15 protein-coding genes are annotated in these 14229 nt (G+C 66.1%); 4 read left to right on the top strand and 11 right to left on the bottom strand.

Annotation, left to right across the window (positions count from 1 at the left end):
• Positions 1–36: 36 nt before the first annotated feature.
• From EF888_RS19070 to EF888_RS19085, 4 genes are all read left to right on the top strand, one after another.
• The gene (locus EF888_RS19070) at positions 37–2964 is read left to right on the top strand and encodes a helicase-related protein (protein ID WP_109760851.1); all 2928 of its coding nucleotides are present in this window, start codon (positions 37–39) and stop codon (positions 2962–2964) included.
• A complete protein-coding gene (locus EF888_RS19075) occupies positions 2965–3348 on the top strand; it encodes an RNA-binding S4 domain-containing protein (protein ID WP_109760850.1) in 384 nt (127 codons plus the stop codon). It begins immediately after the preceding gene.
• Positions 3349–3396: 48 nt separating this feature from the next.
• Positions 3397–3732 carry a ferredoxin FdxA gene (gene fdxA, locus EF888_RS19080; RefSeq protein WP_109760849.1) on the top strand — a complete coding sequence of 112 codons (336 nt, stop codon included), beginning with the start codon at positions 3397–3399 and terminating at the stop codon, positions 3730–3732.
• Between the two features lie 259 nt (positions 3733–3991).
• Positions 3992–4504 (top strand): CarD family transcriptional regulator, encoded by a 513-nt coding sequence (locus tag EF888_RS19085; RefSeq protein ID WP_109760848.1) that lies wholly within the window; start codon positions 3992–3994, stop codon positions 4502–4504.
• A 77-nt stretch (positions 4505–4581) separates the two neighbouring features.
• Here EF888_RS19085 and EF888_RS19090 read toward each other — a convergent pair whose 3' ends face one another.
• The 11 genes from EF888_RS19090 to EF888_RS19140 form a co-directional block, all read right to left on the bottom strand.
• Entirely contained in the window at positions 4582–4866 is a 285-nt protein-coding gene (locus EF888_RS19090; RefSeq protein WP_109760847.1) for a universal stress protein, read from the bottom strand.
• 60 nt (positions 4867–4926) lie between these two features.
• Entirely contained in the window at positions 4927–5271 is a 345-nt protein-coding gene (locus EF888_RS19095) for a helix-turn-helix domain-containing protein (RefSeq protein ID WP_109760846.1), read from the bottom strand.
• A complete protein-coding gene (locus tag EF888_RS19100) occupies positions 5271–5687 on the bottom strand; it encodes a cupin domain-containing protein (protein WP_109760845.1) in 417 nt (138 codons plus the stop codon). The genes EF888_RS19095 and EF888_RS19100 overlap by 1 nt, the downstream gene beginning before the upstream one ends.
• 17 nt (positions 5688–5704) lie before the next feature.
• Positions 5705–6004, bottom strand: a complete 300-nt coding sequence (locus EF888_RS19105; RefSeq protein ID WP_206508368.1) for a putative quinol monooxygenase — start codon at positions 6002–6004, stop codon at positions 5705–5707.
• A gap of 96 nt (positions 6005–6100) precedes the next feature.
• Positions 6101–7006: an NAD-dependent epimerase/dehydratase family protein gene (locus EF888_RS19110; protein WP_109760843.1), complete on the bottom strand. Its 906-nt coding sequence runs from the start codon at positions 7004–7006 to the stop codon at positions 6101–6103.
• Positions 7007–7027: 21 nt separating this feature from the next.
• Positions 7028–8344 (bottom strand): M16 family metallopeptidase, encoded by a 1317-nt coding sequence (locus EF888_RS19115; RefSeq protein WP_164721806.1) that lies wholly within the window; start codon positions 8342–8344, stop codon positions 7028–7030.
• Positions 8341–9675, bottom strand: a complete 1335-nt coding sequence (locus EF888_RS19120) for a M16 family metallopeptidase (RefSeq protein ID WP_109760841.1) — start codon at positions 9673–9675, stop codon at positions 8341–8343. Before EF888_RS19120 ends, EF888_RS19115 begins: the two co-directional genes overlap by 4 nt.
• A gap of 79 nt (positions 9676–9754) precedes the next feature.
• Complete coding sequence (locus EF888_RS19125) at positions 9755–10270, bottom strand: DUF3035 domain-containing protein (protein ID WP_109760840.1); 516 nt, start codon at positions 10268–10270, stop codon at positions 9755–9757.
• An 88-nt stretch (positions 10271–10358) separates the two neighbouring features.
• The gene (lspA, locus tag EF888_RS19130) at positions 10359–10850 is read right to left on the bottom strand and encodes a signal peptidase II (RefSeq protein ID WP_109760839.1); all 492 of its coding nucleotides are present in this window, start codon (positions 10848–10850) and stop codon (positions 10359–10361) included.
• Entirely contained in the window at positions 10850–12439 is a 1590-nt protein-coding gene (gene purH / locus EF888_RS19135) for a bifunctional phosphoribosylaminoimidazolecarboxamide formyltransferase/IMP cyclohydrolase (protein ID WP_109760838.1), read from the bottom strand. Before purH ends, lspA begins: the two co-directional genes overlap by 1 nt.
• Positions 12440–12461: 22 nt before the next feature.
• Entirely contained in the window at positions 12462–14210 is a 1749-nt protein-coding gene (locus EF888_RS19140; RefSeq protein WP_241239741.1) for a heparinase II/III family protein, read from the bottom strand.
• Positions 14211–14229: the final 19 nt, after the last annotated feature.

A 14229-nucleotide genomic window follows, 5' to 3' on the forward strand; every position in this document is an offset into this window, starting at 1 on the left:
TATAACAGGGGACGCGAACAGATCGATCATCCCCACATGTCCCAGTCCATCGGCCGGGTGACGGCGGTCCTGGGACCGACCAACACCGGCAAGACCCACTACGCCATCGAGCGTATGCTTGCGCATCGCACGGGCATCATCGGGCTGCCGCTGCGGCTTCTGGCGCGCGAGGTCTATGACCGCATCGTGGCGGCGCGCGGCCCGTCGGTCGTGGCGCTGGTGACGGGCGAAGAGCGGATCGTCCCCGACCGCGCGCAATACTGGGTCTGCACGACCGAGGCGATGCCAGACGGCATGGGCGCGGACTTCCTGGCCGTCGACGAGATCCAGCTTTGCGCGGACCCCGAGAGGGGACATGTCTTCACCGACCGGCTGTTGCGGGCGCGGGGCACGGCCGAGACGCTGTTTCTCGGCTCGGACACCATGCGGAGGGTGATCGCGGCCCTGGTGCCCGGCATCCAGTTCCAGCGGCGCGAGCGGCTGTCGACGCTGACCTACACCGGATCGAAGAAGATCAGCCGGATGACGCCGCGCGCCGCCATCGTGGGGTTCTCGGTCGAAAACGTCTACGCCATCGCCGAGCTTCTGCGCCGCCAGAAGGGCGGTGCCGCCGTGGTCATGGGAGCGCTCAGTCCGCGCACGCGGAACGCGCAGGTCGACATGTACCAGGACGGCGAGGTCGACTACCTCGTCGCCACCGACGCCATCGGCATGGGCCTGAACCTCGACATTACGCATGTCGCCTTTTCGGGCCTGCGGAAGTTCGACGGGCGGCGGATGCGCGATCTTCAACCGAACGAGCTGGCGCAGATCGCGGGCCGCGCGGGTCGTTTCCAGACCGACGGGACCTTCGGGGTTACGGGTGAGGCGCCACCTCTCGACGACGAGGTCGCCGCCGGCATCATGGCCCACAGCTTCGCCCCAGTGCGGAAGGTGCAATGGCGCAACTCCCGCCTCGACTTCGGATCGACGCGACGCCTGATCGACAGCCTCGAGATGCCGCCCGACAGCGAACACATGGTCCGGGCGCGCGAAGCGGACGACCTGACGGCGCTCAAGGCGCTCTCGGAAGAGGCCGAGGTGACCGCGCGCGCCAGCGACGGCCCGTCGGTGCGTCTTCTGTGGGACGTGTGCCGGATTCCCGACTTCCGGGGCATCAGCCATCAGGAGCACGCAAGCCTTCTTTTGGCGATATTCTGCTTCCTCCATCAGCATGGACATGTGCCCGATGAGTGGCTCGCTCAGCAAATTGGCAGAATCGATCGAACCGAAGGGGACATAGATACGTTGTCCCGTCGCCTCGCCTTCATCCGGACCTGGACCTATGTGGCACAGCGCAAGGGGTGGACACGGGATGAAAGACATTGGCGCGACACAACGCGCGAGGTAGAAGACCGCCTGTCGGACGCCCTCCACCAGGCGCTGACGCAAAGATTTGTCGACCGGCGGACCAGTGTCCTTCTTCGCCGGTTGAAACAGAAGGAGAGCCTTGTGGCCGAGGTGAACGACAAGGGTGAAGTGACCGTCGAAGGTCAGTTCGTAGGCCGTCTCGAGGGGTTCCGGTTCCACCAGGACGCCAGCGCCACGGGCGACGAGGCGAAGACGGTCAAGTCGGCCGCGACCGCCGCGCTCAGACCGGAGTTCCATCTGCGGGCGGATCGGTTCTACAACGCGCCCGACACCGAGATGGACTTCACCGAACAGGGCGGGCTGATGTGGGGCGAGCACGCCGTGGGCCGCCTCGCCAAGGGCGACGATCCCTTGAGGCCGCAGGTCGTCGCCTTCGTCGACGAAGACGCAGGCCCGGATGTGGTCGAGAAGGTGCAACGCCGGCTTCAGCACTTTGTCGACCGCAAGATCGCGGCCCTCTTCGAGCCCCTGCTCAACATTCAGCGCGACGAGACGCTGACGGGCCTCGCGCGCGGGTTCGGCTTTCGGATGATCGAAGGCATGGGCATCCTCGACCGCCGCGACGTCATGAACGAGGTCAAGGAGCTGGATCAGGAGTCGCGCGGCGCGCTGCGCAAGCACGGACTTCGCTTCGGGCAGTTCACCGTCTTCATGCCTGCCCTTCTGAAACCGGCGCCCACGCGCCTTCGCCTAGTGCTGTGGTCGCTTGCGAATGGGGCAGACGAGTTTCCCGAAAGCCCGCCGCCGGGTCTCGTGACGATTCCCGCGATCAACGCCATTCCGGCAGAAATCTACCTCAAGTCCGGCTACAAGACCGCCGGCGACCGCGCCATCCGCATCGACATGCTCGAGCGTCTCGCGGACCTCCTCCGCGCCGAGAACTCGCGGGGCGGCTTCGAGGCGACGCCCGACATGCTGTCGATCACCGGCATGACGCTGGAGCAGTTCGCGAACCTGATGGAAGGCCTGGGCTACAAGGCCGAGCGCGGTGACCGAGAGAAGGTCATTCGCACCGATCAGGTCGTCCCCGGCGGCTCGGCCGAGGTTCCCGACGACGTGCCGGTCATGGACCGCCGCGACGCGGCGCCGGGCGGGGTGGTCGAAAGCCCCCATGCCGACCCCGATCCGAACGTTCCCGAAGGCGCCGAGATGTTGCTGAACGAGGGCCGGGCCCCGATCGACGAGACGACACAATCCGCAGACACGGAAGAGGAGGCCGCCGCAGAGGGCGCGCCGCCGCCAGAGATGTCCGAGACCGAGGTGCCCGTGGGCGTCTCCGCCGACGCCGCAATCGAGGGTGAGACGCGTGAGGTGTTCTACACCTTCACATGGGCCGGCACCCGGGGCGGCCAGAAACGGCCTGCGAACCAGGGATCGCGCCCTGAGCAGAAGAAGAGTGGCGGCCGGCCGCGCGGCAAGGGCAAGCGCCCGCCACAGTCGGGCGAGAAGGACAACGCCCCGCGCACGTTCGAGGCCCGTCCCGCCCGAAAAGACCGGATCGACCCCGACAATCCCTTCGCCAAGGCGCTCATGGGCCTCCGGCGAGACGACTGAATGTCGGGCGACGCGGCAGCCACGTCGCAGAGGCTGGATCAGTGGCTCTGGCATGCGCGTTTCTTCAAGAGCCGCAGTCTTGCGACCCGCGCCGTCACCAGCGGCCATGTTCGGATCGACGGTGAACGTGTTCTGAAAGCCAGCCATGCCCTGCGCCCGGGCATGACGCTGACCTTCCAGCAGGCGCGCCAGTCCCGAGTGGTCCGAGTCGAGGCCCTCGCGACTCGACGCGGTCCCGCTTCCGAAGCGCAGGCTCTCTACACGGATCTGTCGCCTCCAGCCCGGAACGACGATCCGCCCAATCCCCGCTACGAGGGAAAAGGACGTCCCACCGGGAAGGATCGCCGTAACGCCCGTCTTTCGGGACCTCCGCCGCTTGAATGACGCCGCCGCGCGCGTTACCTCAGCCGGGACACGGAAGCCGAGAGACCCATGACCTACGTCGTCACCGACAACTGCATCGCCTGCAAATACACCGACTGCGTCGAGGTATGTCCTGTCGACTGCTTCTACGAGGGCGAGAACATGCTGGTGATCCACCCCGACGAGTGCATCGACTGCGGCGTCTGCGAACCCGAGTGCCCCGCCGACGCGATCAAGCCCGACACCGAGCCGGACATGGAGAAGTGGGTCGAGTTCAATCGCAAGTACTCCGAGGCCTGGCCCGTCATCATCACCAAGAAGGACCCGCTTCCGGGAGCCGAGGAGATGGACGGCAAGACCGGCAAGATGGACCTCTTTTCGGAGCAGGCCGGCGAGGGCGGCTGACGATTCGCACAGTCCCTGCCGCATTGACGTCACGTCATTCGCCGGGCGTTTTTCCTTGAATCGCTGGCGTTCCTGCGCCCTGTCCAAGGCGTGACTTGGAATCACCCGATTTTTTTGCTATATTTCTGTCACATAGGCCGGAGACCCGGATTGTTGTTCTTGAAGACGTTCGGCGACAGCAACAGGGCGGCGGGAAGATGTGTGTGTTCCCGGCGTGTTTCTGTCGCCTCCTGCCGGGGGCTGAGAAGGAAAAGGCTGAATGACGAAAGCCAGGAAAATGGAATTTAGACCAAACGACTATGTGGTGTATCCGGCTCATGGAGTTGGCCAGATCGTCTCGATCGAGGAGCAGGAGATCGCCGGCATCCGGCTGGAACTGTTCGTGATCTCGTTCGAGAAGGACAAGATGACGCTTCGCGTTCCGACCAACAAGGCGGCCGACGTGGGGATGCGCACCCTGTCGTCCCCCGACATCGTCACGAAGGCGATGACGACGCTCAAGGGCAAGGCCCGGGTCAAGAAGGCCATGTGGTCGCGCCGCGCGCAGGAATACGAACAGAAGATCAACTCGGGCGACCTCATTGCCATCGCCGAAGTGGTGCGCGACCTGCACCGCGCCGACGACCAGCGCGAGCAGAGCTATTCCGAACGTCAGCTCTATGAAGCCGCGCTCGAACGCCTCACGCGTGAGATCGCGGCCGTCGGCGGCTCGGACGAGATCGCCGCGCAGCGGCAGGTCGGCGAAGTCCTGGTGGGCCGCGCCGCCGCCTGATCCGATGGCTTACGGCCAAGTGAAACCGCGCCTGGACGGGCGCGGTTTTTCTTTGGTCGTAACCCTGTTCGCACCTCTCATCTTGCGACAAGCAGGTCCACCGGAGGATTTCGGATGAGGTCCGCCGTATAGCGTCCGAGCTTGTGGAACGAGGGCGTCGAGCGCGCGTGAGCGCCGATAGCCAGAAACTGTCGTGCATGCGTTGACTCGCAAAGCTGGTTCGCAAGATCTTCCGGCAGCGCATCCTCGACGACCGACGTCACTGTGCATCTGGCGCCCGTCTCGCGTGCAAGGCTCAGAGCACGGGCAAGTGCGCGGTCGGATCGTTCGGACATGTCGGTTGCGACAACGATATGTTTCATGGGGGCTTACCTCCTCATTCGCAGAAGATAGCCTCGTGCCGCTGCCTATCCTGACCGGGATCAAGGCCAGGCGATGGAGCCGTCCGCCCGAAATTCGGAGGGGCTTTGTCCGGCGAAATCGCGGAACGCCGCGCCGAACGCCGAGGGCGAGCCGTAACCCACCGCGAGCGCGATGCTTGTGACCGGCTCCCGGGTCTCTGCCAATAACTCCACAGCGCGTATCATTCGCAGCCGCCGCTGAGCTTCAGTCCAGTTCATGCCGATCTCGTTCATCAGCTTTCGCGCCAAGCTCCGCTCCGAAAGCGCGACTTCGCGCGCCAGCTCACGCAGTCTCAGCGGCTGATCCAGTCGGGCCTCGGTCAGGTCGAGCGCTTTGCGAAGCCGTGGATCCCGGGGCACGGGCATCACGGCGCGGGTCGGAGCCGTGCGAGACGCAGCGCTTCAAGCGCCAGTGCCTGAACCAGACTGGCTGTATAATCATCCAGAGGTGTCTCTTCACCCACGCCCCGAAGCGCAAACAGAAGCTGCCGCGCAAGGGGTGACATGGCAAAGACGGAAAGCGGCAGGACGGGTCCGGGCATAAGCAAGGGCCGGATCAGCGCGGAACAGACCCGAACCGGACGCGCGAGCGAGATCATGACTTCGTGCTCCGCCGCGACTAGGCCCGCGCGGGCGGGCGGCAGGGTCCAGCGCTGACCGTCGGCTTCAAGCGTGAGCGTCCCCACCTCGGCATAGACGAGGTAGTGATAGGGAACGCAAAACGCCTGCGCCCGGCGCGCGGGCATGTCGCGCGAAACGACGAAGGCATCCTCTTTCGACATGAAGGAACGCTAACCTGTCAGGCCAGCGTTTCAATAAGCTGCGCCTCGAATCTGCGGCTTACCGGCGGGGCGGCCATCAAGGGGCGCAGTTTTTCGCCCGACCGCAGGAAGGCGGGACTGGCGAGGTAGGCGGCGAAATCTTCCCTGCTTTCCCACTCGTGGACCAAGGTGACCCGCGTGCCGATCAAGGGATCGGCATAGGGCCGAAAGGCGATGTTGCCTTTCATCGCTCTCACGTCGGGCGCTTCCGTCAGCAACTGATTCAGAGCGACACCGCCGTCGTCCGGGCCAACGTCGAAATCAAGAATGGCGATCACATGAAAGGTCCTCCGTCTGTCTCGGAGCGACCCTGCCATTTCCGGACGTGGCCTGCGCGCGCGCATGCGCCAGAAACTATCGCGAAACGGACAGAGTCACGCCCGGGTCGGATCGTCGAGGTACATGCGCCAGGAGTGCTGCGGTTTGTAGCCGAGCAGCTTCTTCGCCTTGTCGTTCGAATAGAACGTCTCGAACTCGCCCATGTCCTTCTTGACCGGCACACCCTTGTAAAAGCGGTCGACCAGCTCCTTCGTCGATGCGGCGACCGAGTGGTCGTCGTTCGAAACGTTGAAGACCTCGTAGCCAAGACCATCGGTCTTCAGGCAGCGATCCACCATCTCGCCCAGGTCGCGGGCGTCGATGTAGGCGAAGATGTTGCGGCGCCGCTTTTCGGGCTGGGTGATGAACTCCGGGAACATCGAGCGGTATTCCTGCGGCTCGATCACGTTGTTGATGCGCAGGCCATAGATGTCGGCGCCGGTGCGCGCCTGGAAGCTGCGCGCCGTCACCTCGTTGACCACCTTGGACATGGCATAGCTGTCCTGCGGGACGGTCGGATGCTCTTCGTCCACCGGCAGGTATTCGGGGGTCACCTCACCGTCGTGGAAGCAGACGCCATAGGTCGTCTCGGACGAGGCGAAGATCACCTTGCGGATGCCTGCCTTCAGCGCCGCGTCGATGACGTTGTAGGTGCCCATGACGTTGACGCGATAGCATTCGCTGTCGGGCGCGATGAGGATGCGCGGAACGGCGGCGAAGTGGACGACGGCGTCGAAGGGTTTGGGCCCGCCATTCGCCTCGTCGAGCTCGCCCAGGTTGGCGTAGCTCTGCATCACGTCCTTCACCTGCCCCGCGTCCGTAATGTCGGTCAGGATGTTGTCGACCCCCGGCGCCAGAAGCGGCACCTTGTCCAGGTTCAGGACCTGGTGCCCCTTGCCGACGAGGTAGGGCACGACATGGCGGCCGGCCTTGCCGGCGCCCCCGGTGAACACGATGCGCATGATGGTCTTCTCCCGTTCAGTCTAGTTGACGCTCTCGACGCCTTCGGGCTGGCCGACGACGACGAAGCGCAGGTTATCGGGCCGGTAGAGGCGCTGCGCGACGCGGCGGATATCCTCGGCCGTGACCGCATTCACCTTGTCGTTCCGCTCGGTCACATAGGCCGGCGTCAGACCGTCCATCTGCATGCCGACGAGGATCCGTGCGATGGTTCCGTTGCCGTCGAACCGAAGCGGATAGGCGCCCGTAAGGTAAGTCTTGGCCTCCTCCAACTCGGCATCCGTCACGCCCTCTTCGGCGATCTTGGCCCATTCGTCGCGGACGATGCCGATGGCCTGGCCCACGCGGTCGTTCGCCGAGGCGAACTGACCCAGAAGCATGTCGGAGAGGTCGAAATTCACCAGCGCCGTGCCGACGCCATAGGTCAGCCCGCGCTTCTCGCGCACCTCGGTCGACAGACGCGACTGACGGCCCGATCCACCAAGGATGGCATCCGCCACGAAGGCTGCGAAGAAATCCGGGTCATCCCGCGGAATGCCCGCGTCGCCGAAGAACACCACGGACTGCGGCGTCTCGAACGGGATCACGGTAACCCCGCCCGTGACCGAAACCTCGGCCGGATCGGGAAGCGGCGCTCCCGTTTCCGGCAGATCGCCCAGAAGCTCGTCCAGCAGGACGCCCAGTTCCTCGGCCGTGATGTCGCCCGTCGCGCCGACGTAAAGCCGGTCACGCGCCAGGGCGTCCTGATAGGCGTTCACCACGTCGTCCCGCGTCAGCGCTGCGACGCTTTCCAGCGTCCCCCGCATGTCCGAGCCATAGGGGTGCGTGCCGAAGGCCATCTCGTAGAACGCCCGCGACGCCATCGTGTTGGGATCGGTGGCTTCGCTGCGAAGACCCGACAGGACCTGGCCACGCACCCGATCGACCGCCTCCTGGTCGAAGCGCGGATTGACCAGCGCCTCGCGCAGAAGCGCCATCGCCTCGTCGCGGTTCTCGGTCAGGAATCGCGCGGACACGGACACGGCGTCGAGATGAGAGTCGAAGCCGAAGCTTGCGGCCAGCGCGTCCCGCGCGGCGGCAAAGGCCTGCGCATCCATCTCCCCGGCACCTTCCTCGAGCAGGCCGGTCATCAGGTTGACGGCTCCGCGCTTGCCCTCGCGATCAAGCGAGCCGCCGCCCTGGAACCGGATTTCGATGGCGGCGAAGGGGATGGAATGATCCTCGACCAGCCAGGCCTCGATACCTCCGGGAGAAGTCACCTCCTGGATGTCGATGGCGGCGTGAAGCGGCGCGGCGAAGACGGCGGTCAAAAGGGCCGCCATGGCAAAACGGATCATCAGTTGGTCTCCCGCGTAACGCTGACATGGCCGGTCACCGAGGTACGACGGTCGAACACACGGCGCGCGGCAGCGACGATCTCTTCGCCCGTCACCTCCTGCAACAGCTCGGGCCAGGCGTCTATGTCCTCCACCGTCAGGCCCGAAGTCAGGCCGCCGCCATAACGATAGGCAATGGCCGACACGTCATCGAGCGCATAGATCTCGGACGCGCGGACCTGCATCCTGATCCGTTCGAGCTCGGCCTCGTCGACGCCTTCCTCCAGAAACTCCGCCACGGCCTTGTCGAGCGCGGTTTCCGCCTCCTCGAGCGAGACGCCCTCGACCGGCACGATGACCAGGCCGAAGGTCGTGTCGTCATAGGACTCGCCGCGATACCAGGCGCCGGTATAAACCGCCTTCGCATCGCCGAACTGAAGCTTGCGCGCCAGCACCGACGTCGTGGGCGAGCCGCCCAGAACCTCGGCCAGCATGGCGAGTGCCGCGGCTTCCTTCTGGTCTCCCGGATCGCGCTCGGGGGCAAGGTAGCTGCGCGTGACATAGTCGTTGCCAAGGCGCGGGTCGCTGTAATCGAGACGCCGCGCCGCCAGTTGCGGCGGCTCCGAGACGCGCTCGCGCGCGCCGATGGCCGGGTTCGCGGGGATCGGACCATAGTGCTTTTCGGCCAGCGCGCGGACCTCGTCGGGATCGACGTCGCCCGCCACCACGAGGATCGCGTTGTTCGGCGCGTAATGCGCTTCGTAGAAGGTCTGCGCGTCGGCGAGGTCAAGCGTGTGGGCCTCGTGCTTCCAGCCGATGATCGGTATGCCGTAGGGGTGGTTCAGGAACTGCGACGCCATGAGCTGTTCGTTGAACAGCGCGCCGGGGTCGTTGTCGGTGCGCTGGTTGCGCTCCTCAATGACGACGTCCCGCTCGGTGGCGATGTCCTCTTCCTTCAGCGCGAGGCCATCCATCCGGCTCGCCTCCATCCCCATGACGAGGTCGAGACGGTCGGAAGCGATGCGCTGGAAATAGGCGGTGTAGTCGAGGGAGGTGAAGGCGTTGTCGCTGCCGCCATTGGCGGCGACGGTCTGGCTGAACTCCCCCGACTCAAGCTCGTCCGTCGCCTTGAACATGAGGTGTTCCAGGAAGTGCGCGATCCCCGACTTGCCGATCGGCTCGTCTGCGGATCCCACGCGATACCAGACCATGTGGACCACGACCGGCGCTCGGTGATCCTCGATCACCACGGCTTCCAGCCCGTTGTCCAGGGTGAAGGTCGTGACCCCCTGCTCGGCCACGGCTGCCGTCCCGGCCCATATGACGGCCAGCACGGCTCCAGCGATGCGACGCATAAACGCTCCCTTTCGTTGCGATGTCCCCAACATGGGACCTCGCCCCAGCCCTTCAAGCAGGCTCACGGCGATATGACCCTCAGCCGCCCGCGCCGGCCGGTGGAGGGGCCGAGGGCGTGCGTATCCCGGCGCGGCGCAGCCGCTCCAGCTCGCGGTGCTGGTCGAGAGACATTTCCTCGTAGGCCCGGTAGTAGACGTTGACGTTGAACACGCGCTCCAGAAGCCGGCCCTGGTTGTCGGCGCGGAACGCGGCGTCAGCCGTGGCAAGCTGCGGCCGGATCGAAGGATCGACGCCGTAGCGCCCGGCGTAGGACACAAGCGCCCCGTCGCCCGATGCGCGCGTCAGCACCTCCGGCCGCCCGCCAAGCGCGATGGTGGCGTCGGCGATCGGCGTCTGGTCGACACGGTTCGACCCACCCGGCGTCGGCGGCGGCAGCGCGGCATAGGTCTGAGGCATTTCCAGCGGCTTCGACGGCGCGACCGAAAATTCGTCGGGCCCGTCCCGGCGCGGCTGCGAGATGTTCATCAGCCGAGGATCGCCCGCGCAGGCCGGCAGAGCCATCAGAAGTGCCAGTGCGATAAGCCGTCGCGCCATGTCGTCCTCGCCGGTGTTTTCACAGTCTTACTGTCGCGCGACGCGGGTTGAAACCGCTTTTCGTCCCACCGTCTCCCGTGCCGCCGTCTCAGCCGTTGCGCGGCGTCTGGACGTCTTTCTTGCTGTCGCCCGTGAACAGGATCAGTCCGAAGGCGCCAAGGAAGATCGCGATGTCGGCGACGTTGAACGACCAGGGGTTCTCGAACCCGCAGCACGACATGTTCAGGAAGTCCGCCACAGCCCCGTAGAGCAGCCGGTCGATGACGTTGCCGATGGCGCCGCCCACGACCAGCCCCGCCGAGATCTGCACGATGCGGCTTGGCCTGTCGCGGATCATCCAGCCGAGGATCCACGCGCAGATCGCAGCCGCGAGGCCGATCAGCACCCACTTTCCGGCGAACGGCAGGAAGCCGAAGTTGATGCCTTCGTTCCAGGCCATGCGCAGGATCAGGAAGGGATCGGCCACGATGATGACGCCAAGCGACTTGAGATCCATGACATGCACGACGGCCAGCTTCGAGATCTGGTCGGCGAGGACGATCAGGATCGTCGTCACGGTCAAGGGGGCCAGCGAACGCATCAGTGCCGGAAATGTCTCATGCCGGTGAACACCATTGCAAGGCCTGCGGCGTCCGCCGCCTCGATCACCGCATCGTCGCGCAGGGATCCGCCGGGTTGGATCACCGCCGTCGCCCCTGCCTCGGCCGCGGCGAGAAGGCCGTCGGGGAACGGGAAGAAGGCGTCGGAGGCGACCACGGATCCGGCGGCGGGGCTCTCGGGCAGACCCAGCTCCGCCGCCATCCGTCCGGCCTTCAGGGCCGCGATGGTCGAACTGTCGACGCGGCTCATCTGGCCCGCCCCTATGCCGACAGTTGCCATACGCTTTGCATACACGATGGCGTTCGACTTGACGTGCTTCGCCACGCGCCAGGCGAAAAGCATGTCGGCCACCTGATCGTCGGTCGGCGCGCGCTTCGTCACCACCCTGAGATCATCCTCCGAGATCTGCCCCACGTCGTCGTCCTGCACCAGCCAGCCGCCCGAGACCTGCCGCACCGCAAGCCGCCGCGCCGCCGGATCGGGCAGACCGCCGGTCGTCAGAAGGCGCAGGTTCTTCTTCGCGGCGAAGACCTCTTTCGCCTCGTCGGTCGCGTCCGGAGCTATGACGACCTCGGTGAAAATCTCGGAAATCGCGCGCGCCGTATCGCCGTCGAGCGTTCCGTTCAGCGCCACGATCCCCCCGAAAGCAGAGGTGCGGTCGCAATCGAACGCGCGCCCGAACGCCTCCGCGAAGGTCGCCCCCCGCGCGACCCCGCAGGGGTTCGCGTGCTTGATGATCGCCACCGCCGGCCCGTCCGCGGGCTCGAACTCGGCCACCAGCCGGAAGGCCGCATCGGTGTCGTTTATATTGTTGTAGGACAGCTCCTTGCCCTGGTGTTGCCGTGCCGTGGCGACGCCCGGCACATCGAGGCCATCGGTATAGAACGCCGCCCCCTGATGCGGGTTTTCGCCATACCGCAGGCCCTGAGCGAGCCTGCCCGCAAAGACGCGGCGGCGCGGCTGGGTCTCGCCAATCGCCCCCGCCATCCAGGTCGAGACGGCGGCGTCGTAGGCCCCGGTCCTCGCGTAGGCGACCTGTGCCAGCCGCTGCCGGAACGCATGGCTCGTCGAGCCGGAGTGGGCGTCCATCTCTGTGAGGACCGCGTCGTAATCCTCGACGTCGACGACCACGGTGACGAAGCCGTGGTTCTTCGCAGCGGCCCGGATCATGGCGGGCCCGCCGATGTCGATGTTCTCGATCGCGGTGTCGTAGTCCGCACCGCCCGCCACCGTCGCCTCGAAGGGATAGAGGTTCACCACCAGAAGGTCGATCGCCTTGATCCCGTGCGCCTCCATCGAGGCGACATGCCCCGCGTCGTCGCGCAATGCCAGAAGACCCCCATGCACCGCCGGATGCAGCGTCTTGACCCGGCCGTCCATCATCTCGGGAAAACCCGTCAGATCCGACACGTCCGACACCTCCAGCCCCGCCTCGCGCAGCGCCTTCGCCGTTCCTCCGGTCGAGACCAGATCGACGCCCCGCTCAGCCAAGGCGCGGGCGAAGGGAACAAGTCCGGTCTTGTCGGATACGGAAATCAGCGCACGGCGCACCTGCTGCAATTGGCTCATCGGTCGGTCGGATCCTGTCTGCCTATCTCTGTGCCAGCTCGTCTTCCTGCGCATAGTCGCGGATCGCCGTGGGCGTATCCTGCGTCTTGGCAAGGGTCCAGCTGACGCGGGTAGCATACTCCATGGCCCGTCCGGATAGAACGATCTGTTTGGTCGCACGCGGACTCAGCCGCGATTTCTCCAGGTAAACGCTCGGTTCGAGCGCAAGCTGAACCGGCCCCTGGAACCGGAAGACCCAGATCTCGCTCGACTTCAGCACCATTGAGACCGCCGTTCCGTTCATGTCGAGGGTCGCGTCGACGTCGGGATGCAGATGAAAGCGCACGGCGAAGGGAATGCCTTCCAGTCGCGAGCGGTCGAACACGATGTCGAACCGGCGCTTGTCGGCGGGTGTCATGGCGAGAAGCACGTCCTCGCCCCGCAGCTCGCGCCCCTCGAACCCGATGTGCAGCGTCCTGACATGGGTCAGCCCATGACTCGCCTGCCAGCCGTTGTGGCCCGCGACGATGCGCGTGCCGCCCTCGACCTCGACGCGCTCGAACCGCACGTCCTCGGGCCGGTCGATCAGAAGCTCGGCCTTCTTCCCCGACACCATCCCTGCGACGCCGAGGCGCGACGAGGAGTATCCCTCGATCCCTAGGGTCGAATGGCTGGGCGTCGCCCGGCCAGCGCGCCGCCAGTTCTTCCCGAACGATGCGCCCGAACCGCAGTTCACGATCAGCGGCCTCCGCCCCGAGGTCAGCTCGATCGCCAGCGTCGAGGCGTGGGCATTCTCCGAAACGTCCGGGCGCGGCGGCGAGGCCGCATCCATGATGACCGTCGTCCGCCCATGCGCGATCCGCGCGAAACCCATTGCAAGATCGTGCCGCGCGGCTCCCCGCACCCCCGCCGTCGCCAGCGCGCGATCCAGCCGGCCCTCCATCCCGCGTCCGCCGCCGTGGAACCGGGCCAGCCCGCCATCGGCGTGTCGCAAAGCGCGCAACACCGGGGCGATCCGCGCGATGACGCCCATGAGGTCCGGTCCGGGCGTCCTCCCGGCATCCTGAAGGGCGACCGCCGCCCAGTTCAGCAGCGTGAAGACCTCCAGCAGTTCCTCGGGGTTGCGCGTCAGAAGCCCGCCCTCGGCGTCGATCTCGTTGCCGCACTCGCGCACCAGCGCCCGGGTCGCCACGTCGACGTGCCTGTCCATGCCTGTCAGGGCGATGCCGGCGTAGATCAGTCCCGTCAGCGCCTCGAACCGCGGCAGACCGGGCGAGGCCGCCTTCCATCGCCGGGCGAGAAACCGGGTCTGCGCGCCGAGCGAGCGGAAGTAGGCGGTGCTGACGTCGCGCTCCTGACCGTTGAGAAGAAGGATCGAATGGTTGATCCAGCGGATCAGCCGCCGCCCCGTCAGGTCGGGCGTCCACCCCGGCCCCACGCCCCGCCCGAAGCGGCGCACCCACTCGTGGGTCCAGTCCTGCGCCCGGCGTGTCGCGTGGACGTCGCCGACGGCCGCGAGGTCATCGAGCCAGGTGAATCCGTGCAGATCGGCCTCGAAGGCCTGGTCCGGCATCGGCAGGTCCCAGATCGCGGTCCCGGGAGCCTGCACGAGGTAGCCCGCGAAGAGAAAATTGCCGCCGGTGATCTGCCGACCCCGCGCGAAGGTGCCGATGGTGCGGGGTTCCGGGGTCGAGGTGAAGGCAGTCGCCGGACGCGTCAGCGAGGCCACGCGAGCGTGGAAATGGTTCAACCAGCGCGTCTTGCGCGCGGACCAGCTCTCGTCGTTGGACAACGGGGTCGTCCTGCCTCTG

The organism is Silicimonas algicola (genome assembly GCF_003970735.1).
GTDB lineage: Bacteria > Pseudomonadota > Alphaproteobacteria > Rhodobacterales > Rhodobacteraceae > Silicimonas > Silicimonas algicola.

Coding starts and splice junctions, on each gene's coding strand:
- EF888_RS19095 (WP_109760846.1), bottom strand. CDS start 5,271: ATGCCCGTGCCCCGGGATCCACGGCTTCGCAAAGCGCTCGACCTGACC.
- purH (WP_109760838.1), bottom strand. CDS start 12,439: ATGAGCCAATTGCAGCAGGTGCGCCGTGCGCTGATTTCCGTATCCGAC.
- lspA (WP_109760839.1), bottom strand. CDS start 10,850: ATGCGTTCGCTGGCCCCCTTGACCGTGACGACGATCCTGATCGTCCTC.
- EF888_RS19125 (WP_109760840.1), bottom strand. CDS start 10,270: ATGGCGCGACGGCTTATCGCACTGGCACTTCTGATGGCTCTGCCGGCC.
- EF888_RS19110 (WP_109760843.1), bottom strand. CDS start 7,006: ATGCGCATCGTGTTCACCGGGGGCGCCGGCAAGGCCGGCCGCCATGTC.
- EF888_RS19120 (WP_109760841.1), bottom strand. CDS start 9,675: ATGCGTCGCATCGCTGGAGCCGTGCTGGCCGTCATATGGGCCGGGACG.
- EF888_RS19070 (WP_109760851.1), top strand. CDS start 37: ATGTCCCAGTCCATCGGCCGGGTGACGGCGGTCCTGGGACCGACCAAC.
- EF888_RS19075 (WP_109760850.1), top strand. CDS start 2,965: ATGTCGGGCGACGCGGCAGCCACGTCGCAGAGGCTGGATCAGTGGCTC.
- fdxA (WP_109760849.1), top strand. CDS start 3,397: ATGACCTACGTCGTCACCGACAACTGCATCGCCTGCAAATACACCGAC.
- EF888_RS19100 (WP_109760845.1), bottom strand. CDS start 5,687: ATGTCGAAAGAGGATGCCTTCGTCGTTTCGCGCGACATGCCCGCGCGC.
- EF888_RS19090 (WP_109760847.1), bottom strand. CDS start 4,866: ATGAAACATATCGTTGTCGCAACCGACATGTCCGAACGATCCGACCGC.
- EF888_RS19085 (WP_109760848.1), top strand. CDS start 3,992: ATGACGAAAGCCAGGAAAATGGAATTTAGACCAAACGACTATGTGGTG.